The 18,918-nt window shown below is 71.0% G+C and carries 19 protein-coding genes, 1 tRNA gene and 1 pseudogene; 10 read left to right on the plus strand and 11 right to left on the minus strand.

Annotated elements, in window-relative coordinates:
- Window positions 1–61: 61 nt before the first annotated feature.
- The 3 genes from glyS to ACQKQD_RS10295 all read right to left on the minus strand — a co-directional run bounded on the left by glyS (window position 62) and on the right by ACQKQD_RS10295 (window position 3,797).
- Window positions 62–2,161, minus strand: coding sequence for a glycine--tRNA ligase subunit beta (gene glyS / locus ACQKQD_RS10285; RefSeq protein ID WP_427508258.1), 2,100 nt, complete (start codon window positions 2,159–2,161; stop codon window positions 62–64).
- Between the two features lie 52 nt (window positions 2,162–2,213).
- A complete protein-coding gene (locus ACQKQD_RS10290; protein WP_042671538.1) occupies window positions 2,214–2,657 on the minus strand; it encodes a DUF3828 domain-containing protein in 444 nt (147 codons plus the stop codon).
- Window positions 2,658–2,888: 231 nt separating this feature from the next.
- Window positions 2,889–3,797, minus strand: a complete 909-nt coding sequence (locus ACQKQD_RS10295; RefSeq protein ID WP_042671539.1) for a glycine--tRNA ligase subunit alpha — start codon at window positions 3,795–3,797, stop codon at window positions 2,889–2,891.
- A gap of 176 nt (window positions 3,798–3,973) precedes the next feature.
- Between ACQKQD_RS10295 and ACQKQD_RS10300 the strand changes: the two genes are divergently transcribed.
- Window positions 3,974–4,423: a GNAT family N-acetyltransferase gene (locus tag ACQKQD_RS10300; RefSeq protein ID WP_427508259.1), complete on the plus strand. Its 450-nt coding sequence runs from the start codon at window positions 3,974–3,976 to the stop codon at window positions 4,421–4,423.
- 149 nt (window positions 4,424–4,572) lie between these two features.
- Window positions 4,573–4,851: a hypothetical protein gene (locus tag ACQKQD_RS10305; protein ID WP_020092471.1), complete on the plus strand. Its 279-nt coding sequence runs from the start codon at window positions 4,573–4,575 to the stop codon at window positions 4,849–4,851.
- Between the two features lie 15 nt (window positions 4,852–4,866).
- Here ACQKQD_RS10305 and ACQKQD_RS10310 read toward each other — a convergent pair whose 3' ends face one another.
- The 4 genes from ACQKQD_RS10310 to ACQKQD_RS10325 all read right to left on the minus strand — a co-directional run bounded on the left by ACQKQD_RS10310 (window position 4,867) and on the right by ACQKQD_RS10325 (window position 8,532).
- Window positions 4,867–6,471, minus strand: coding sequence for a Na+/H+ antiporter (locus ACQKQD_RS10310; RefSeq protein WP_427508260.1), 1,605 nt, complete (start codon window positions 6,469–6,471; stop codon window positions 4,867–4,869).
- A gap of 118 nt (window positions 6,472–6,589) precedes the next feature.
- A complete protein-coding gene (locus tag ACQKQD_RS10315) occupies window positions 6,590–7,102 on the minus strand; it encodes an MmcB family DNA repair protein (protein WP_056523543.1) in 513 nt (170 codons plus the stop codon).
- Between the two features lie 115 nt (window positions 7,103–7,217).
- Window positions 7,218–7,994 (minus strand): cobalamin-binding protein, encoded by a 777-nt coding sequence (locus ACQKQD_RS10320; RefSeq protein ID WP_427508261.1) that lies wholly within the window; start codon window positions 7,992–7,994, stop codon window positions 7,218–7,220.
- A 16-nt stretch (window positions 7,995–8,010) separates the two neighbouring features.
- The gene (locus ACQKQD_RS10325) at window positions 8,011–8,532 is read right to left on the minus strand and encodes a DedA family protein (RefSeq protein ID WP_020092475.1); all 522 of its coding nucleotides are present in this window, start codon (window positions 8,530–8,532) and stop codon (window positions 8,011–8,013) included.
- 136 nt (window positions 8,533–8,668) lie between these two features.
- Between ACQKQD_RS10325 and pdxY the strand changes: the two genes are divergently transcribed.
- The 6 genes from pdxY to ACQKQD_RS10355 all read left to right on the plus strand — a co-directional run bounded on the left by pdxY (window position 8,669) and on the right by ACQKQD_RS10355 (window position 14,976).
- A complete protein-coding gene (gene pdxY, locus ACQKQD_RS10330; protein WP_427508262.1) occupies window positions 8,669–9,517 on the plus strand; it encodes a pyridoxal kinase PdxY in 849 nt (282 codons plus the stop codon).
- Between the two features lie 57 nt (window positions 9,518–9,574).
- Window positions 9,575–10,459, plus strand: coding sequence for a PhzF family phenazine biosynthesis protein (locus ACQKQD_RS10335; protein WP_427508263.1), 885 nt, complete (start codon window positions 9,575–9,577; stop codon window positions 10,457–10,459).
- A complete protein-coding gene (locus ACQKQD_RS10340) occupies window positions 10,452–11,186 on the plus strand; it encodes an NUDIX hydrolase (protein ID WP_427508264.1) in 735 nt (244 codons plus the stop codon). Before ACQKQD_RS10335 ends, ACQKQD_RS10340 begins: the two co-directional genes overlap by 8 nt.
- A gap of 180 nt (window positions 11,187–11,366) precedes the next feature.
- Window positions 11,367–12,350 (plus strand): ABC transporter substrate-binding protein, encoded by a 984-nt coding sequence (locus ACQKQD_RS10345; RefSeq protein WP_427508265.1) that lies wholly within the window; start codon window positions 11,367–11,369, stop codon window positions 12,348–12,350.
- 124 nt (window positions 12,351–12,474) lie between these two features.
- Window positions 12,475–14,745: a glycogen debranching protein GlgX gene (glgX, locus tag ACQKQD_RS10350; RefSeq protein ID WP_273562929.1), complete on the plus strand. Its 2,271-nt coding sequence runs from the start codon at window positions 12,475–12,477 to the stop codon at window positions 14,743–14,745.
- A gap of 141 nt (window positions 14,746–14,886) precedes the next feature.
- Window positions 14,887–14,976 (plus strand) — tRNA-Ser (locus tag ACQKQD_RS10355).
- 202 nt (window positions 14,977–15,178) lie between these two features.
- Here the strand turns inward: ACQKQD_RS10355 and ACQKQD_RS10360 are convergent.
- Window positions 15,179–16,356: pseudogene (locus tag ACQKQD_RS10360) on the minus strand (IS3 family transposase).
- A 274-nt stretch (window positions 16,357–16,630) separates the two neighbouring features.
- Between ACQKQD_RS10360 and ACQKQD_RS10365 the strand changes: the two are divergent.
- Window positions 16,631–16,792, plus strand: coding sequence for a hypothetical protein (locus ACQKQD_RS10365; protein ID WP_427508266.1), 162 nt, complete (start codon window positions 16,631–16,633; stop codon window positions 16,790–16,792).
- 401 nt (window positions 16,793–17,193) lie between these two features.
- Window positions 17,194–17,559 carry a c-type cytochrome gene (locus ACQKQD_RS10370; RefSeq protein ID WP_029360307.1) on the plus strand — a complete coding sequence of 122 codons (366 nt, stop codon included), beginning with the start codon at window positions 17,194–17,196 and terminating at the stop codon, window positions 17,557–17,559.
- A 257-nt stretch (window positions 17,560–17,816) separates the two neighbouring features.
- Here ACQKQD_RS10370 and ACQKQD_RS10375 read toward each other — a convergent pair whose 3' ends face one another.
- The 3 genes from ACQKQD_RS10375 to ACQKQD_RS10385 form a co-directional block, all read right to left on the minus strand.
- Window positions 17,817–18,170 (minus strand): hypothetical protein, encoded by a 354-nt coding sequence (locus ACQKQD_RS10375; protein WP_244492064.1) that lies wholly within the window; start codon window positions 18,168–18,170, stop codon window positions 17,817–17,819.
- A gap of 127 nt (window positions 18,171–18,297) precedes the next feature.
- Entirely contained in the window at window positions 18,298–18,432 is a 135-nt protein-coding gene (locus ACQKQD_RS10380; protein WP_020096204.1) for a hypothetical protein, read from the minus strand.
- Between the two features lie 69 nt (window positions 18,433–18,501).
- Window positions 18,502–18,768 carry a hypothetical protein gene (locus tag ACQKQD_RS10385; protein ID WP_091981712.1) on the minus strand — a complete coding sequence of 89 codons (267 nt, stop codon included), beginning with the start codon at window positions 18,766–18,768 and terminating at the stop codon, window positions 18,502–18,504.
- Window positions 18,769–18,918 lie beyond the last annotated feature (150 nt).

Below are 18,918 nucleotides of genomic sequence, written 5' to 3' on the forward strand. Positions count from 1 at the left end.
TGTCCCTCTCCCGCACGGGAGAAGGGACCCGCGCCAGATCCTGCGCTCGGCGCGCCGACGCTCACCCCTCGATCTTCGCGAACTCCGCCACTTCCCGCGTCGCGGCGCGCAGCGCGTTGAGCAGAGCCAAGCGGTTCTCGCGGAGCTTCGGGTCGGGCGCGTTGACGGTCACGTCCTGGAAGAACGCGTCGACCGGCGCGCGCAGCGTCGAGAGCGCCTGCATGGCGCCGGCGAAATCCTCGCGGGCGATGGACGCCGAGGCGGTCTCGCGCGCCTTCGCCAAGGCCTCGGCCAGGGCGCGCTCGGCCGGCTCTCCCGCGGCGGCCAGCGCCGCGTCCGGCGCGGAATCGTAGGCGCGGCCGTCCTTCTTCTCCTCGATCCGCAGGATGTTGGCCGCGCGCTTGTAGCCCGCGAGCAGGTTCTTCCCATCCTCGGTGTCGAGGAACTGGCCGAGTGCCTCGACGCGGCGCACGACCATCAGCAGGTCGTCCTGGCCGGGGAGGGCGAAGACGGCGTCGATCAGGTCGTGGCGGGCGCCCTGGTCGCGGAGATAGACCTTCAGGCGGTCGGCGAGGAAGCCGAGGAGATCCCGCGCGTCGGCACCGGCCCGCCCGGCGAGGCCGCGATCCGCAGCGCCGACCTGCTCCAGCAGCCGCAGGCGCAGGCCGCGGTCGAGGATCAGTCGGATCACGCCCAGCGCCGCTCGGCGCAGTGCGAACGGGTCCTTGCTGCCCGTGGGCTTCTCGTCGATCGCCCAGAAGCCCGCGAGCGTGTCGAGCTTGTCGGCGAGCGCCACCGCGATCGAGACCGGATCGGTCGGCACCCGGTCGGAGGGGCCGAGCGGCTTGTAGTGCTCCTCGATGGCCGCGCAGACGCTGTCGTGCTCGCCCTGGAGCGCCGCGTATTTGCGGCCCATCAACCCCTGAAGCTCGGGGAACTCGCCGACCATCTCTGTGACGAGGTCAGCCTTGGCGAGGCGCGCGGCGCGCTCGGCGAGCGCCGGGTCGGCCCCCACCAGCGGCGCGAGGTCCTTCGCCAAGGCGGCGATGCGGGCGATCCGCTCGCCCTGCGTCCCGAGCTTCTCGTGGAAGACGATGGCGTCGAGCTTGGGCAGCCGGTCCTCCAGGCGGGTCGCCTTGTCGGTCTCCCAGAAGAACTTCGCGTCCGAGAGGCGCGCCCGGACCACCCGCTCGTTGCCGGCGGTGATCGCCTGGCCACCGTCGGTGGCGACGAGGTTCGAGACCAGGATGAAGGCCGGCGCCAGGTCCTCCGAGCCGCCCTTGCGCAGAACGAAGCACTTCTGGTTCGCCCGGATGGTCGCGCGGATCGCCTCGGCGGGGATGTCGAGGAACGACGCGTCGAACGAGCCCATCAGCACCACCGGCCATTCCACGAGGCCCGACACCTCCTCCAGCAGGCCCTCGTCCTCCACGAGGTCGAGGCCGCGGGCGAACGCGAGGTCGCGGGCGTCGTGCAGGATCACGTCCTTGCGCCGGTCGGCGTCGAGGATGACCTTCGCGCGCTCCAGCGCCTGGATGTAGTCGTCGAACCGGCGCACCTCGATCGCCTCGGGGGCGAGGAAGCGGTGGCCGTAGGTCACGGTGCCGGCCGCGATCCCGGCGACCGAGACGGGGACCACCTCCGGCGTCTCCGTCTCGGGCCCGAAGGTCGCGACGATCGACTGCAGGGGGCGCACCCAGCGCAGCGAGCCCGGCTCGGCCGAGGCCGCGCCCCAGCGCATGGATTTCGGCCAGGGGAAGCTCTTGACGATCTCGGGCAGGAGCTCGGCTAGGACGTCCAGTGTCTCGCGGCCGGGCCGCTCGATCACCGCGAGGTAGAACTCGCCCTTCTTCGGGTCGGTGACGGTCGTGGCCTGATCGAGGCTCGTCAGACCCGCGCCCTTCAGGAAGCCCTGGACGGCCGCCTCGGGCGCGCCGACCCGCGGGCCGCGGCGCTCCTCGCGCACGGCCTCGCCCCGGGCGGGTAGGCCGGCGATGTGGAGCGCCAAGCGGCGCGGCGTCGAGAACGCCCGGGCGCCCTCGTACAGGAAGCCGCGCGCCACGAGGGCGTCGGTGACGAGCTTCTTCAGATCCTCCGCCGCGCGCCGCTGCATGCGGGCGGGGATCTCTTCCGAGCGGAGTTCGAGCAGGAGGTCGGGCATGGGGCGGCCATATCGCCGCGCCGCACCCCTGTCGAGGGTCGGCGCGCGGGGCTCAGCGCGACTCGCCCTTGAGGATGGTCGAGAGCTGCCACTTCCGGTCGCCGATCGCGTGGGCGTCGGAGACCTTCCAGCCGCCGTCCTCGCGCACGAGGTCGTACACGATGACGTTGGCGCCGTTGCCGCCCTTGCGCTCGACCGTGACCTTCGCCTGGTCCTTGCCCTCGGTGGCCTCCTTGAAGGTCAGGTTCTTCACCGTGTCGGGCTTCAGGGGCTCGCCGTTCAGGCGGTAGTCGAAATCGAGGTTACCGGTGGCGCCGTTGGCCTGCTTCGCGTCGGCGTCGAACAGGCCCTGCAGGCGCTTCGAGTACACGGAGGAGTGATTCGGGTGGGGCTCGGCGTAGAGCTTCTTGACCGTGGCCTCAGGCCCGGGATCGGCCGCCAGCGCGGGGGCGAGGCCGAATCCGAGGAGGCTGAGGGCGAGGATCGTCTTCTTCATTGGGCATGTCCCGCGTCTGCGGACGCGCCGAGGCGCGCCGGTTGGCGGGGGTTGCAACGCGCGAGGGCTCAAGGGGCTCCGCGATAGGGCTCCCCTCCGTCATCGCGAGCGCAGCGAAGCGACCCAGGGCAGTGGAACGTCCCTACGCGTGGCGCTGCTGGATTGCTTCGCTCCGCTCGCAAAGACGGGGCATGCGAAGTCTGCGACGCGCGCCGGTTTCGTCGGAATGACTCACGCCCCGCCGGCGGCGGTCCTCAACCACGCCGCGCCGCAGGCCTTGGCCAGTTCGCGCACGCGGAGGATGTAGCTCTGGCGCTCCGTCACCGAGATCACGCCGCGCGCGTCGAGCAGATTGAACACGTGGCTCGCCTTGATGCACTGGTCGTAGGCCGGCTGCGCCATGCGGTGGCGTTCACCCTCCGCGTCCGGCGCGCCGGCCGCGAGGTAGGATCGGCAGGCGGCCTCCGCGTCGGTGAACTGGCGGAACAGCATCGCGGTGTCAGCCGCCTCGAAGTTGTGGCGGGAGTACTCCTGCTCGGCCTGCAGGAACACGTCCCCGTAGGTGATCCGGTCGGCGCCCTCGGCGCCGTTGAAGTCCAGGTCGTAGACGTTCTCGACGCCCTGGACGTACATGGCGAGCCGCTCCAGCCCGTAGGTCAGCTCGCCCGCCACCGGCGCGCACTCGAAGCCCGCCACCTGCTGGAAATAGGTGAACTGGCTGACCTCCATCCCGTCGCACCAGCACTCCCAGCCGAGGCCCCAGGCGCCCAGGGTCGGGCTCTCCCAATCGTCCTCGACGAAGCGGATGTCGTGAAGCTTCAGGTCGACGCCGATGGCGGCGAGCGAGGCGAGGTAGAGCTCCTGCAGGTTCGGCGGGTTCGGCTTCAGGATCACTTGGAATTGGTAATAGTGCTGGAGCCGGTTGGGGTTCTCGCCGTAGCGGCCGTCCTTGGGCCGGCGCGACGGCTGAACGTAGGCCGCCTTCCAGGGCTTCGGGCCGAGCGCCCGCAGGGTCGTGGCCGGATGGAACGTACCGGCACCGACCTCCATGTCGTAGGGCTGGAGGATCACGCAGCCCTGCGCCGCCCAGAATTCCTGAAGCGTCAGGATCAGACCCTGGAAGGATTTTTTCTCGGACATCGGTCTCGGCGGCTCGGGATCGCGCGGCCGCTGGGGCCGCCGGCGGGCCGGTTTAGGTGCGGGCGGCCGGGGGTGCAAGGCGAAGGGTGTCGACCGAGGGGGCGCGGCGCCGGCAGCCCGGGTTGCCTCTGCGGTCCCGATGATGGTCCGCTGGCTGCGCACCCACGGAGCGAATCATGGATCCTGACCTCGCGATCCGCCCGATCGGCCCCGGCGACCGGGACGCCTGGCTGCCGCTCTGGCGGGGCTACCAGTCCTTCTACAAGGTCGACCTGTCGGACGCCGTCACCGACACGACCTGGCAGCGCCTCAACGATCCGGCCGAGTCGGTGGACGGTGCCCTGGCGTGGCGCGGCGCCGAGGCGGTCGGCCTCGTCCACCACATCCGCCACCGCTCGACCTGGACGATCGGCGACTACTGCTACCTCCAGGACTTGTTCGTGGCGGACGGCACGCGCGGGCTCGGGATCGGCCGTCGGCTGATCGAGCACGTCTACGCGGCCGCACAGGCCGCCGGCTGCTCGCGCGTCCACTGGCTGACGCACGAGACCAACGCGGACGCGATGCAGCTCTACGACCGGATCGCCGAGAAGTCGGGCTTCGTGCAGTACCGCAGGATCTTCTGAGCGCCGGCGCCCGACGTGCGCCGGGACACCCAAGCGTGGCGGTTTTTGGGCAACAAACCGGAACCGCCGAGCTGACGGCCAAGTTATCAGCGCAACAGGGGATCTCGGCACCTCAGCGCTGCCGAATACAGAACGTCGGACGACCCGTCATGTACAATGCTCGCATCCGCACCAGCTTCGGCCGCAAGAACATCGCCGTCTTCGCCGCGCTCGCCATCTCGTCGCTGGCCGCCACGCCCTTCGTGATGAGCGCCAGCCGTGCGCTCGCCACTTCCGAAGACCAGCCGGTGGCCGCCACCCTGCGGGTCGAGCCGGTAGAGGTCGCCCCCGTGGCGGCCGCGCCGAAGGCTGAGGGAAGCTGCCTGCGCAAGGTCCGGGTGGTCTACAGCGGCTACGGCCAGTCGGCGGACGGGTGCGCGGCCCACTGACGCCAGCGCCCCGACTCAGCCGTGGGCCGGCGCGGTCCCGGCCAGACGCTTGAGATGGAGCTCCTCCAGGTCGATCTCCGTCTCCAGCTGCCGCAGCACCGAGCTGTGGATCCGGTTCTGCCGGTGCAGGTCGATCAGGGCCGACCGGCCTGAGCGCACGGCGAGCAGCGCGGCGGCGAAGTGCTCGGTCTTCTCGGCCTCCAGCGCCGCCCGCTCGTCGCGGTCCCGCGAGGCCGCCCGCACCCGGCGGCGGTACTCCTCCACGAGGCGCGGGTGCTTCAGCGCCCCGGTCTCGGCGAACACCAAGCCCTGTAGGGCGGCGAGCCCGGCCTCGTTCACGACGACGCGGGCCATGGGCGCGTCGAGGTGGCCCTCGGGGAGGTGCGCCGCGGGGTCGAGGCGGAGGCTGCGGATCAGCGGCCCCAGGGTCGTGCCCTGCACGAGCACGGTGAACAGGATCACCGCGAAGGCCGCGACCAGGATCGCGTCGCGGCCGGGGAAATCCACCGGTAGCGCCAGGGCGGCCGCCAGTGTGACGACCCCGCGCATGCCGGCCCACCCGACGATCAGCGGAACGGCCGGATTCGGGGCGGGCTCCTGCGCGCGGACCCGCGGCGACAGGAGCCGCCGCAGGTAGACGGCCGGGAACACCCAGAGCAGACGGGCGACGACGCAGGTCGCCGTGACGGCGAGCGCCAGCGGCAACTCCGCCGCGAGCGCGCCCATCTGGCCGCCGGTCCGGGCGAGCACGCCGCGGAGCGCCAAGCCGATCAGCACGAAGACCAGAGCCTCCAGCACGAAGACCACGAACTCCCACACCGCCACGGAATGGCGGCGGGCATGCGCGTCGAAGGTCTCGTGCTCCCGGCCGCCCATCATCAGGCCGCAGGCGACCACGGCCAGGACACCGGAGGCGTGGATCTCCTCGGCCGCGAGGTAGGCGACGTAGGCGGCGAGGAAGCTCAGCACCGTGATGGCGTTGGCGTCGTGCATCCGGCGTATCACCAGGGTCACCGCCACCCCGCACGCGATCCCGACCGCGACACCCGCCACCGCGAGCCACGCGAAGCTGCCGGCCGCCGCCCAGGCGCTGAAGGTGCCGGTGAGCGCCGCCGCCACCGCGAAGCGGTAGAGCACGAGGCCCGAGGCGTCGTTCACGAGGCTCTCGCCCTCCAGGACCGTGATCATCCGGCGGGGCAGGGCGACGCGGGCCAGCACCGCCTTGGCGGCCACCGCGTCCGGCGGCGAGACGATGGCGCCGAGGGCGAAGCAGGCGGCCCAGGGCAGGGACGGCACCACCGCGTGGGCGACGAGCCCGACCACGAGGGTCGTGAACAGGACCGCGCCGAGGGACAGGGACAGGATCGGGCCGAGGCTCGCCCGGAAGTCGCGCCAGACGGTGAAGTATGCGGATTCGAGCAGGAGCGGCGGTAGGAACAGGACCATGATCAGGTCCGGGTCGAGATCGAAGGCCGGCAGGCCCGGCACCACCGCCAGCGCCATGCCGCCGACGACGAGGGCGGCGGCCGGCGGGAAACCGAGGCGCCCGGCCGCCAGCGACAGCAGCAGGGCCGCGCCGAGGAGACCGAGGATCAGCTCGAACAGGGCGACGGATGTCATCGGTGGATCGGGCCCGGCGCCGGAGGCCCGGCAAGCGCGGCCGTTCTAGGACGTTTCCTTGTCGGATGAATACCGCGTCGGCCGAAGGTTCGCCGAGGGTCGCGGTGCGGGCCGCGCCCTAGAGAGCCCCTTCCCGCACGGCACCCGGGTCGGCCAGCGCGTGCAGGATGCGCGCGGCGCTGTGGGCGAAGCGCAGCGTCACGGCCTTGCGGCGGGCGCCGCTCAGCGGGTGCTCGGGCGGCTCGCGCAGGATCCCGGCCCCGTAGGCGTCGGCGACGATCAGGCCGCACTCTTCCGGGATCAGCGACTCGGGCACGTCCTCGGGGATGGCGAAGAAGAACCGGTCGCAGAAGTCGCGGTAATCCGGCCATTTCCGGTCGGCGCGGAAATCGGCCACGCTCGACTTGATCTCCACGATGGTGAGCTTGCCGGCGCCGCAGAGCGCGATCACGTCGGCGCGGCGGCCGTTGACGAGGGAGAATTCCGGCAGGGTGACGCAGCCCATCTCGGAGAACAGCCGGCGCACGCCGCGCTGGATGCGCAGGGCCGTGGGCGATTGCCGCCGGTCGGGCGGCAGCAGCGCCTCGACGGCCGGGGGCGCGGAATCGGGAAGGCCGAGGGAAGCGGACATCGAGCTCGGGGGATGCGTCTGCGGGTGCGTCTGTACCGAATCGGGACATCCTGCCAAGTCGCGCCCGGTCCGTCACCTGCGGCGCGGCATCGCCCCACGCATCACCCCGGGGCGATCACCCGAGGCAGGCCCGGATCGCGTCGAACCCGTCGGTGAGGGCGGCCGGGCCGGGCTGCAGGATCAGCGGCGACTTGATCTCGTGGATGCGCCCGTCGCGCACCGCCGGGATCGCCGCCCAGCCGGGCCGGCACCGGATCCGCTCGACATTGACCCGCTTGCCGCACCACGAGGCGAGGATCACGTCGGGCGCGGCCGCGATCACCTGCTCGGCGGTGACGATCCGGTCCTTCGCGGCCGGCTGGCGGCTCAGCTCCGGGAAGACGTCCCGCCCGCCCGCGAGGCCGATCAGGTCCGAGACCCAGCCGATGCCGGAGATCATCGGCGCGTCCCACTCCTCGAAGTAGACGCGCGGGGGCGGCCGCTCCCGGACCGAGGCGGCGGCCGCGGCCAGCCGCGCCTCGATGCCCGCCGCCAGGGTCTCGGCCCGCTCCGGCCGGCCCACGAGGGCACCGAGCGTGCGCACCATCGCGAGGCAGCCCGCCACGTCGCGCTGGTTGAACAGGTGGACCGCCACGCCCGCGCGGGCGAGGTCGGCGACGATGCCGGCTTGGAGGTCCGAGAAGGCCAGGACGAGGTCCGGCGCGAGCGCCAGGATCTTCGGGATGTCCGCACTGGTGAAGGCCGAGACGCGCGGCTTCTCCCGGCGGACCCGGAGCGGGCGCACCGCGTAGCCCGAGACGCCGACGATCCTGTCCTCCGCGCCCAGGAGGTACAGGGTCTCGACCGTCTCCTCGGTGAGACAGACGATCCGCTCGGGCGGGAAGCGGCGCATCAGCGGTCGGGCCGCATCACCGGTCGAGCCACGTGAGCAGCCCGGCCCCGGGGGCCAGAAGGACGAAGGCCCAGATCAGAGCGGAGGCCACGTTGGCCAGCTGGAACGGCAGCCGTGCTAGGCCGAGGATCCCGGCGAAGAGTGGGACCAAAGCGCGGGCCGGCCCGAAGAAGCGCCCCAGGGCCACCGCGGCGATGCCCCACCGGCCGATGAAGGCCTCGGCCTTGGCCATGAGCTCGGGATAGCGCCGCAGCGGCCACTTGGTCTTCGCCCCCGGCCCGAGCCAGCGCCCGGCCTCGTACGAGATCCAGTCGCCGAGGGCGGCCCCGAGCGCCGCGGCGATCACCACCGGCCAGAACGGGATGTCGGCGCCGCCGACGAGGGCCCCGATGCCGACCAGGATCACGGTCGCCGGGACGAACAGCGACAGGATCGCGATCGATTCGCAGAAGGCGAGGCCACCCGCGATGACCGGCGTCCAGGCCTTGTGCGCCTCCACGAAGGCGAGGGTCGAGGTGCGCAGGGCTTCGATGTCCATGGGGCTCCGAACGGGGCTGTAGGGATAGGGGGCGGGTCGGTCCCATCTGAGGCGCGCGGGGGAGGGCGGCAAGGGACAGGGGTGCGGCCGGCGCGGGAACCGGCTAACCGTAGCGGGACAACGAGCGAGTCCCGCGTTGAACGTCCTGTCGATCCAGTCCCACGTCGCCTACGGCCATGTCGGCAACGCCTCCGCGGTGTTCCCGATGCAGCGGCTCGGGGTCGAGGTCTGGCCGGTCCACACGGTGCAGTTCTCCAACCACACCGGCTACGGGGCGTGGCGCGGCCCCGTCTTCGACGCGGCGATGATCCGCGACGTGGTGCGCGGCATCGGCGAGCGCGGGGTCCTGGGCCGCTGCGACGCGGTCCTGTCGGGCTACATGGGCTCGGCCGAGATCGGCGCCGCGATCCTGGAGGCGGTGGACGCCGTGCGCGCGGCGAACCCGCGGGCGCTCTACTGCTGCGACCCGGTGATCGGCGACGTCGAGGAGGGCGTCTACGTTCGGCCCGGCATCGAGGCGTTCCTGCGCGAGCGCGCGGTCCCGGCCGCCGACATCCTCACCCCCAACCAGTTCGAGCTCGGCCTGCTCACCGGCCTGCCGAGCGGCACCCTGGCGGAGGCCGGGGCCGCGATCGCGGCGCTCCGGGCGCGCGGGCCGCGGGTGGTCCTGGTCACCTCGGCGCTCTGCGCCGACACCCCCGCCGACAGCATCGACCTGCTCGCGGGCGCCGAGGGGCGGGTGTTCCGGGTCCGGACGCCGCGGCTCGCCATCGCGGTGAACGGGGCCGGCGACTGCATCGCGGCGCTGTTCTTGGTGCACTACGCCCGGACCGGCTCGGCCGAGGCGGCGCTCGGCGCGGCGGCGGCCTCGATCTACGGGCTGCTCAAGCGCACCGCCGAGGCGGGGTCGCGGGAGATCCTGACGGTGGCCGCGCAGGAGGAGTACGTGAACCCGAGCGCGCGGTTTCCGGTCGAGGCGGTCTGACGCGCCCCCGGCAAACCGCTCCGCTCACGTCCGCAGAGAGCAGCAAGGATCGACACGATGGCGCGCCGCTTCGTCACCCTCGACGTGTTCACCGAGCAGAGGCTCGCCGGCAATCCCCTCGCCGTGGTGCTCGACGCGGAGGGGCTCGACACCGCCGCCATGCAGGCCATCGCGCGGGAGTTCAACCTGTCGGAGACGGTCTTCGTCCTCCCGCCCCGGGAGGCCCGGCACCGGGCGTCGCTGCGCATCTTCACACCCGCCCGGGAGCTGCCCTTCGCCGGGCACCCGACGGTCGGCACCGCCGTGCTGCTGGCGCTGCAGGACCCGACCCGGGGCGATGCCCGGGCCTTCGGCCTGGAGGAGGGGATCGGCATCGTCCCCTGCGTGGTCGAGACCCTGGCGGACGGGACCGGCGGACGGGCCCGGTTCCGCCTCCCGGTCCTGCCGGACTACCTCGGTCCCGGCCCCGATCCCGCCGTGCTGGCGCGGCTCCTGGGCCTCGAGCCCGGCGACATCGGCACCGGCCGGCACGCGCCGAGCCGCCACGGCGTGGGGCCGACCTTCACCTGCGTGCCGGTGGCGTCGGTCGCCGCCCTCGACGCCGCCCGGACGGCCCAGGCGCCCGATCCGGCCGACGGGCTCTACCTCTACGCCCCGGATCCCGAGGGCACCGGTCAGCGCTGGCGCGTCCGCATGTTCGCGCCGAATGTCGGCGTGCCGGAGGATCCCGCCACCGGCTCGGCGGCCTCCGCCTTCGCGGGGGTGCTGATGCAGTTCGAGGCGCTGGGCGACGGCACCCACGACGTGGCGATCCGCCAGGGCGAGGCGATGGGGCGGCCGAGCGACATCGCGCTCCAGCTCACGATCGCGGCCGGCGCCCTGCAGGGCGTCGAGATCGGCGGCGCCGCCGTGATCCTGTCGGACGGCAGCCTGCATGTCTGAAGGCTCCTCCGACGGCGTCTCCGACGGTTTCCGGATCACCCGCGTCGCGGGGGTGGCGGCGCGGTTCGTGGATCACGACTGGGCCTTCCCCCGCGTGCACGCGGCCGCCATCGCGGCCCACTGGCAGGCCCGGCTGCGCCGCAGCCCCGGCATGTTCGACGGGACCGTCCTGCTGTGCTGCGACCACGCGGTCGCCGACGGGGTCGCCCGGCTCGACCTGTTCGCGACGCGCTACGCGACCTTCACCTACTACCGGGACAGGCCCCACCCCGAGGCGCGCATCGCCAACGCCTTCGCGGCGATCGTGCCCTGGACGGCGGACGGCGCCGTCCTGCTCGGCGAGATGGGCGCCCACACGGCCAATGCCGGCCAGCTCTACTTCCCCTGCGGCACCCCGGATCCGGACGACGTGCGCGGCGCGCGGGTCGATCTCACCGGCAGCGCCGCCCGGGAACTCGCCGAGGAGACCGGCCTCGCGCTGCCGGCCGGGGCTGAGACGGACTGGGTGCTTCTTGAGGGGGAGGGCCAGCTCGCCTTCCTGCGGCCGGTGCGCTTCCCCGAGCCGGCCGCGAGGATCGTGGCGCGGATCGCCGACCATCTCGGCGCCGAGGCCGAGCCGGAGCTCGCCGGGATGCAAGTGGTACGGGGCCGCGACGACATCGATCCCGCGCGGATGCCGGGCTTCGTGCGGGCCTACCTGGCGGACGCGTTCCCGCCAGCCCGCTGACCGGCACGGCGCGCGGGGAAAGACATTCGTCTCCCCGCGGGGGTTGACCGGATGTCATCTCGCGCATCGACCGCGGATAATACAGATTTTCGTTTCATTGACCGCCCTCGCGGCAAGCATAAACTTGGCCTTCCACAGAACAGCCCCGCACAGCGCGGGAAGCGGATCGCGGCAGGCCTCATGCTCATCGGATCTCACGCGCGTCCCGGCAGCCGCCGGCTCGCCGGGGCGCTGCTCGCCGCCGCACTGACGCTGGCCACGACGATGCTGGCCGCGGTGACCGCCCGCGCGGAGGAGGTCGTCCTGCGGGTCGGCGACCAGAAGGGCGGGAACCGGTCGCTCCTCGAGATCGCCGGCGACGCGAAGGATCTGCCCTACCGGATCGAGTGGTCGGAATTCCCCGCCGCCGCGCCGATCCTAGAAGCGCTCAACGCCGGCGCCCTCGATGTCGGCTACACCGGCGACCTCTCCTTCCTCACCGCCGTCGCGGCCGGGGCGCCGATCAAGGCGATCGGCGGCACCAAGTCGGATCCGCGGACGCAGGCGATCCTGGTCCGCGCGGATTCGCCGATCCGCTCGGCCGCCGACCTGAAGGGGAAGCGGCTCGCCGGCACCCGCGGCGGCTGGGGCCAGTTCCTGATCAGCGCGACGCTGGAGAAGGCCGGGATCACGCCGTCCGAGGCCACGTTCGCGCCACTCAACCCCGTCGACGCCAAGGTCGCGCTGATGGCCGGCTCGGTGGATGCCTGGGCGGTCTGGGAGCCCTACGTCGCGTTCGCGACGCTCAAGGACGAGGCCCGGCCGATCGCGGACGGCGCCGGCCTCACGCCGACCATCACCTTCGTCGTCGCCTCGGACAGCGCCATCGCCACCAAGCGGGCGGCGCTGCAGGACTTCCTGAGCCGCCTGAACCGGGCGCGGCTCTGGTCGCTGGACCATCTGGACGCCTACGCCCGGAACACGGCCGCGCTGACCAAGATGCCGGAGGACGTCATGCGCGCGGCCTACACGGCGCAGCGGACGCGCCCGATCGCGCTCGACGAGGGCGTCGTGAAGGAGATCCAGGACGCCTCGGACCGGGCGACGCGGTACGGCATCCTGTCGAAGACGCTCGACGTCGGCCGGGCCGTGGACCGGAGCTTCGCGGCCGCGGCCTCGAACTGAGCGGGACACGGTCGTCACGCCCCGCGATTTTTGCGGCACTGCGGGAGCTTCGCTGTTTCCGGCACGTTCACCAGGGGCTCCCCGCAGCGGCACGTGGCCGGGCGGGTCGCGTTCCGGAGTGTCCATGTCCGATTCCCGTCGTCCCGCATCGCAGGCCCGCGCGACCCGCTCGCGCATCCAGGAAGGCCAACCCTATCCCCTCGGCGCCACCTGGGACGGGCTCGGGGTCAATTTCGCGCTGTTCTCGGCCCACGCCACCAAGGTCGAGCTCTGCCTGTTCGACGACCAGGGCGAGCAGGAGATCGAGCGCATCGAGTTGCCCGAGTACACGGACGAGATCTGGCACGGCTACCTGCCCGACGCGCGCCCTGGCACGATCTACGGCTACCGGGTCCACGGCCCCTACGAGCCGAAGGCCGGACACCGGTTCAATCCCAACAAGCTGCTGATCGACCCCTACGCCAAGGGGCTCGTCGGCTCGATCACCTGGAACCCGGCCCTGTTCGGCTACCAGATGGAGACCGGCGACGACCTGACCTTCGACGAGCGCGACAGCGCCCCCTACACGCGCCGCTCCCGCGTCATCGACCCGGCCTTCACCTGGGGACGGCACCGCAAGCCGCTGATCCCCTGGGAGAAGACCATCGTGTACGAGGCCCACGTCAAGGGCATGACCAAGCTCGACCCGCGGGTGCCGGAGAAGCTGCGCGGCACCTATGCCGGTCTCGGCACCCGGGACGTGCTCGACTACATCAAGAGCCTCGGCGTCACCTCGGTGGAGCTGCTGCCGGTCCACGCCTTCGTGCAGGACGACTACCTGCAGCAGAAGGACCTGGTGAATTACTGGGGCTACAACACGATCTCGTTCTTCACCCCCGCGCGCCGCTACGCGGCGGTGCCGGACTTCGCCTTCTCCGAGTTCAAGGAGATGGTCTCGCGCTTCCACGGCGCCGGCCTCGAGGTGATCCTCGACGTGGTCTACAACCACACCGCCGAGGGCAACGAGAAGGGTCCGACCCTCTCGTTCAAGGGCGTCGACAACGCCTCCTACTACCGGCTGCTGCCGGACGAGCCGCGCTACTACATCAACGACACCGGCACCGGGAACACCTTCAACCTATCGCATCCGCGGGTGCTGCAGCTCGTCACGGACTCCCTGCGCTACTGGGCGCAGGAGATGCAGGTCGACGGGTTCCGCTTCGATCTCGCTACGATCCTGGGCCGCGAGCCCTACGGCTTCGACGAGGGCGGCGGCTTCCTCGACACCTGCCGGCAGGACCCGGTGCTCAACAACGTCAAGCTGATCGCCGAGCCGTGGGATTGCGGCCCGGGCGGCTACCAGGTCGGCGGCTTCCCGCCCGGCTGGGCCGAGTGGAACGACCGGTTCCGCGACGACGTCCGCGCCTACTGGAAGGGCGACGGCGGCCTGCTGCCGGACCTGGCGGCGCGCGTCTCGGGCTCGGCCGACAAGTTCAACAAGCGCGGGCGCAAGCCCTGGGCCTCGGTGAACTTCCTCACCGCCCACGACGGCTTCACCCTGCACGACACGGTCTCGTACAACGACAAGCACAACGAGGCGAACGGCGAGGGCAACCGCGACGGCCACTCGCACAACCTCTCGTACAATTACGGGGTAGAGGGCCCGACGGACGATCCCGAGATCCGGGCGGTGCGCCTGCGCCAGATGCGCAACATGCTGGCGACCCTGTTCCTGTCCCGCGGCACGCCGATGCTGCTCGCCGGCGACGAGTTCGCTCGGACCCAGAAGGGCAACAACAACGCCTACTGCCAGGACAACGAGGTCTCGTGGCTCGACTGGGGGGCGATCGGCGACGAGGAGCGGGATCTCGCCGAGTTCACCCAGCGCCTGATCATCCTGCGCAACGCCCTGCCGATCCTGAGCCGCGGGCGGTTCCTCACCGGCCAGTACGACGAGGAGTTCGGCGTCAAGGATGTGACGTGGCTGCGGCCGGACGGCAGCGAGATGGCCGGCGAGAACTGGTCGGACGGCGAGGCCCGGGCCTTCGCGGTCCAGCTCGACGGGCGCGCCCAGGCTACCGGCCTGCACCGCCGCGGCGGCGACGCGACCCTGCTGATCATGTTCAACGCCTACCACGACCTCGTAACGTTCACGCTGCCGGAATCGGTCGGCGGCGTGGCCTGGACGCGGCTCCTCGACACCAACCTGCCCGACAGCCAGGACGTGGAGAGCTTCAAGTTCGGCTCCGGCTACGACGTGACCGGGCGCTCGCTCCTGATGTTCGTCCTGAAGCCCGAGGACAGCCCCGGGACGGAGGACAACGCCATGGAGCGCTCCTACCAGCACGTGATGCAGGCCTTCGAGCGGGCGAACGTTGAGCATGTCCGCTTCCACCTCGACGATGCCGAAGGGTGAGGGACGCGGCCGGGCGGTTTTCGCACCGCCCGGCCGACTGCGCCTTGCGCCGGGCGGCGCACCCGGCTAACAGCACGGCACCGCGCGGCCCTGGCCGCGCCCGGCGCGCCGCGTGCGCGCCCGGGTGCCCGGTTCGCGGACGGAGGGGTGGCCGAGTGGTTGAAGGCGCACGCCTGGAAAGTGTGTATACCGGAAACGGTATCGCGGGTTCGAATCCCGCTCCCTCCGCCAACCTCCTATAAATCACTGTCAGTAAACGATTTTTAGCTCTCACTCCGAACCCGCGTGGTGACACAGTGTCACCATGGCTGATTATGAGCGAGGCCAACGGTGCGCCGGGCGGAGTACCTAAAATGTCGCCGCGGGCGCTGGTACGTGCGGCTTAGGGTTCAGCCTGACCTGACCGGTATTTTGGACCGGGCCGAGTGGGAGGCTACTGCATGGTGGCGGCCACGAGGAGCCGGAAGGCCAGATCTGGGAAGCTGACAGGCGCAGATGGCCGATAGCCAATCGACGAATGCGGTCGGACGCGGTTGTAGGTAGATTGCCATCGACCAATCACGATCTGCGCCTCCTTCAGCGAGCAGAAGATCTCTTGGCGTAGGCACTCGTCGCGCAGCCTGCCGTTGAAGCTCTCACAGTACACGTTCTCCCACGGCGAGCCGGGTGCGATGTACTGAATCTGTGGCCCCGTCCTGGCGACCCACTGGCGCAGCGCCTTCGAGATCAGCTCGGGGCCGTTATCGCAGCGGATGTGCTCCGGGATGCCGTGCAGGCACATCGCATCGGCCAGCGTCTCGATCACACCTACGCTGTTGATGCGTCGGGCCACCTTCAGCGCCAGGCATGTCCGACTGTGCTCGTCGATCAGCGTCAGGACGCGCAAGCTGCGCCCGTCATGTGTCTGCGCCTGCACGAAGTCGAAGCTCCACACATGGTTGCGGCGGAGCGGCCGCAGTCGCACGCATGAGCCGTCGGTCAGCCAGAGACGGCTGCGCGACCGGTGCTCCTGGAGGACCTTCAGCCCCTCGCGAGGCCAGATGCCCTCGTCCTGAGGTTCTCGAAGGATGAACCCGATCGTTGCCCACCGGCCAGCCGTCTGCCTGCAGCAGCGCGGTGACACGGCGGTATCTGTCGCGCCCGTACTCGGACGCCAGGGCCATGATGGCGCGGGTCAGCGCATCCGCGTCGGCCGGCAGTGTGGGCACGTAGTGTGGGCACGTAGCGCTGCGTGCCCCGGTGCTGGCCGACGATCCGGCAGGCGTGACGTTCGGAAGAGGCCGTACTTCTCCCGGATGCCATCGACCGCCTGCCGGCGTCGCTCGGGGGCTACAAGTTTCCCGAGGCGACGTCCGCCAGTACCTGCTTTTCCAAAGACAGGTCCGCCACGAGCCGCCGTAACCGAGCGTTCTCGCGCTCCAACTGCTTCATTTTCCTGGCCTGGTCGACTTGGAGGCCGCCGTACTCCTTGCGCCAGCGTGAGTCGCTCTGCTCAGAGATCTCCGCCTCCTCGCACGCCAGCGCCAAGCTTTTGCCTTGTGCCGTCTGCACCTCGATCTGGCGCAGCTTCAGCACGACCTGCTCCCCGCTCGTCTTCTGACCTCGCCGCATGTCCGACGCCTTCGGTCCTGGCTGATCCTCTCAATCAGCCCGGTCCAAAGCCAGCCGGTCAGGTCACTGCGCGGGCCGTCGTGCATCTGGTCAGCGCGAAACCTCCCAGCAGGCGGATGAGGCCTACATCGAGACATGCGCCCTCCCAGACGCTCGCCGGCGCGCCGGCATCACAACCGCGCGCGCCGTCCTGGCGGAGACACGGCGGTAACCATTCGGGCGCATGGCCCTCGCAGGAAGCCGCGGAGCCGTCATGACCAGCCACCGACCAACGATGCCCCGCCCGCCGACAGCGTCGCCCCGCATCCTGGAGACGACGATCCTCGCCGCGCGGATCGCCGCACTCGTGGCCTGGGATGCCGGCGCGGCGATGACCCGGGCCGCCGCGGCGCCTGAGTCCCATCCGCCGGTGATCCGGATGCCGCTCGCCGCCTAGAACCGAGCGCGCCCATCGTCCTCCTTGCAGGGCTCGCCGCGGCGGGCCCTTTCTCGTGCGCCCTCGGCTTCGACAGCGCGACAGATTTTCCGACGCGGGATGGATTATCGCGCCTCGGCGCACGTCAACATCCTGACATGCCAAACTTGGAAGCATTCTCAGGTTCGCCGGCTCCGACAACTCTGTGCCCCATCGCGGGCGTGACGAGCCGTGCACGGGCCTCGACTCGCCACCGGACGGCGACCGCCCGCCGAAGATCTGCCATCGCGGCCGGCACGGGCTCCGAGATGATGTGAGGCAGCGCACAATATAATCTGCACTCAGGCTCAGATTTTTTCGCTTGCATCGCGCGTTTTTTCTGCCAGAAACGCGAAGCTTATCTTCTGGATTGGGGTTAATACATGCGTATGCTCGCAATCGGCGCAGTTCTCGCCGTTGTCATGCCTCTCGCCGCGCAGGCCCAGGACGCCGGGGACGCCGCGGCCGGCGAGAAGGCGTTCGCCCCCTGCAAGGCGTGCCACAACTTCCAGAAGAACGGCGTGGGTCCTGATCTGAAGGGCGTCGTCGGCCGCAAGGCGGGCACCTACGAGGGCTACAACTACTCCGCCGCCCTGAAGAACTCCGGCATCACCTGGGATGAGGCCAACCTGCACGAGTGGCTGAAGAACCCGAAGACGAAGGTGCCCGGCAACAAGATGATCTTCCAGGGCATCGCGGACGACAAGAAGATCAACGATCTCATCGCCTATCTGAAGACCCAGTCCTAAGTCGGACAGGTCCCGGACCAAGGATCCGCGCGGTCTCTCGCCGCGCATCCGCTGCGATCGACCCCGCCCGGCCCGGCCGAGCGGGTATTTTCTCGTTGCTTCAGGAGCAGTCTCCAAAAATAGTCTTGGTTTCCCTTCGCGAGAGCTTCCCATCGCGCAGGATGATGTTACTCTAGGCGCAGTCGCTCGGCGTAACGCACCGGGCGTCCTCAACCTTCAGCCCCGCCGGCACCCGCCGCGCGGGGCTCTTTCGTGGCTCAGCGGCCGCTGCCTGAGGACAAGCTCGACCCGACGCTGCCGGAGAGCTGGCTCGGGGTGCCGAGCACGGTGCCGTTCGGATTGGTGTCCAGGTTGGGATCCTGCGTCGCGAGGCCACCGGGCGAGGGGTTCGTCGACTGGGCCGGCTCGAAGGCCTGACGGCCGCCGGCCAGCGGAACGATCACCCGCTCCGGCCGGATGGTGGTCTCGCAGATCCCCTGGCAGATCGGGACCGTAAGGTCGGTCTCCTGGCAGATCGCCCTCATCTCGCCCCGGACGCACGTGCAGCGGCACAGCGCCGAGGCGGGAGCGGGCAGCGCCAGCAGGGCGGCGGCGAGCATGAACAGGCGCATGATGATCGACCTCATTGCCCGCGACTGGGCGATCGGGGCTCGGCGGACCTCATAGCACGACGCGCCCCGGAGCCCGAACGCGCCGGCGCTCCGGGAGGCCAACCCGCGGGCCGGAAAGGCCCGTCGCTCAGCCGGCCGTGACGCGGCGGTAGCTCGCCGCGAAGGCCTCGGCGGCCTCGCGCGTCAGATCGGTCACCACCAGTCCTGCGGTGTAGACGGTCCACCGCCCGTTCTGGTCTTCCGTGATGCAGATTTCGGCCATCGGGCGCCTCCACTCCACGCCACAACAAAGCCGAGCGAACCTGACGAGTTCCTGAACCGCGCCGGACGATCAGGCCTCCGGCGCGCCGTCCTCCCGGAGGATGCGGACGGGCCGGAAGGCGCGCGCCGACACCGCGGCCTCGACCCAGGCGCGGGCCGCCGCGGCCGCGGGGTGATCGGCGAAGGCGGCCGGGCGCGGCGGCCATTCCGACCCGGACTGGACGACGTAGCCGCGCGTGCCCGCGGCGCAGGGGCCGACGTAGCCGAAGACCTTGCCGGTCCCGTCGACGAGGTCGGTGCAGTGGACCGGCCCCTCGGTCCAGCGGAGATCGGGCATCCTCACCCCCATGGTCTCGCCCCGTAAGCGGTCCCGGACCGCGCACCGCGCGGGCCGGGGCGAGTCGACGCCGGCGCGGACCGCCCCTATACGCGCCCGGCGGCCGGATCGTCATCGGCGCCCTCCGAGCCCGCAGAGGGATCCGGCGTG

Origin of the sequence: Methylobacterium sp. NPDC080182 (genome assembly GCF_050281105.1) — a bacterium.
In the GTDB taxonomy this organism is placed as follows: Bacteria; Pseudomonadota; Alphaproteobacteria; order Rhizobiales; family Beijerinckiaceae; genus Methylobacterium.

Bases quoted from the DNA above. Each gene is read 5' to 3' on its own strand.
- glyS (WP_427508258.1), bottom strand. From the start codon at position 2,161: ATGCCCGACCTCCTGCTCGAACTCCGCTCGGAAGAGATCCCCGCCCGC.
- ACQKQD_RS10290 (WP_042671538.1), bottom strand. From the start codon at position 2,657: ATGAAGAAGACGATCCTCGCCCTCAGCCTCCTCGGATTCGGCCTCGCC.
- ACQKQD_RS10295 (WP_042671539.1), bottom strand. From the start codon at position 3,797: ATGTCCGAGAAAAAATCCTTCCAGGGTCTGATCCTGACGCTTCAGGAA.
- ACQKQD_RS10300 (WP_427508259.1), top strand. From the start codon at position 3,974: ATGGATCCTGACCTCGCGATCCGCCCGATCGGCCCCGGCGACCGGGAC.
- ACQKQD_RS10305 (WP_020092471.1), top strand. From the start codon at position 4,573: ATGTACAATGCTCGCATCCGCACCAGCTTCGGCCGCAAGAACATCGCC.
- ACQKQD_RS10310 (WP_427508260.1), bottom strand. From the start codon at position 6,471: ATGACATCCGTCGCCCTGTTCGAGCTGATCCTCGGTCTCCTCGGCGCG.
- ACQKQD_RS10315 (WP_056523543.1), bottom strand. From the start codon at position 7,102: ATGTCCGCTTCCCTCGGCCTTCCCGATTCCGCGCCCCCGGCCGTCGAG.
- ACQKQD_RS10320 (WP_427508261.1), bottom strand. From the start codon at position 7,994: ATGCGCCGCTTCCCGCCCGAGCGGATCGTCTGTCTCACCGAGGAGACG.
- ACQKQD_RS10325 (WP_020092475.1), bottom strand. From the start codon at position 8,532: ATGGACATCGAAGCCCTGCGCACCTCGACCCTCGCCTTCGTGGAGGCG.
- ACQKQD_RS10335 (WP_427508263.1), top strand. From the start codon at position 9,575: ATGGCGCGCCGCTTCGTCACCCTCGACGTGTTCACCGAGCAGAGGCTC.
- ACQKQD_RS10340 (WP_427508264.1), top strand. From the start codon at position 10,452: ATGTCTGAAGGCTCCTCCGACGGCGTCTCCGACGGTTTCCGGATCACC.
- ACQKQD_RS10345 (WP_427508265.1), top strand. From the start codon at position 11,367: ATGCTCATCGGATCTCACGCGCGTCCCGGCAGCCGCCGGCTCGCCGGG.
- glgX (WP_273562929.1), top strand. From the start codon at position 12,475: ATGTCCGATTCCCGTCGTCCCGCATCGCAGGCCCGCGCGACCCGCTCG.
- ACQKQD_RS10365 (WP_427508266.1), top strand. From the start codon at position 16,631: ATGCCCCGCCCGCCGACAGCGTCGCCCCGCATCCTGGAGACGACGATC.
- ACQKQD_RS10370 (WP_029360307.1), top strand. From the start codon at position 17,194: ATGCGTATGCTCGCAATCGGCGCAGTTCTCGCCGTTGTCATGCCTCTC.
- ACQKQD_RS10375 (WP_244492064.1), bottom strand. From the start codon at position 18,170: ATGCGCCTGTTCATGCTCGCCGCCGCCCTGCTGGCGCTGCCCGCTCCC.
- ACQKQD_RS10380 (WP_020096204.1), bottom strand. From the start codon at position 18,432: ATGGCCGAAATCTGCATCACGGAAGACCAGAACGGGCGGTGGACCGTC.
- ACQKQD_RS10385 (WP_091981712.1), bottom strand. From the start codon at position 18,768: ATGCCCGATCTCCGCTGGACCGAGGGGCCGGTCCACTGCACCGACCTC.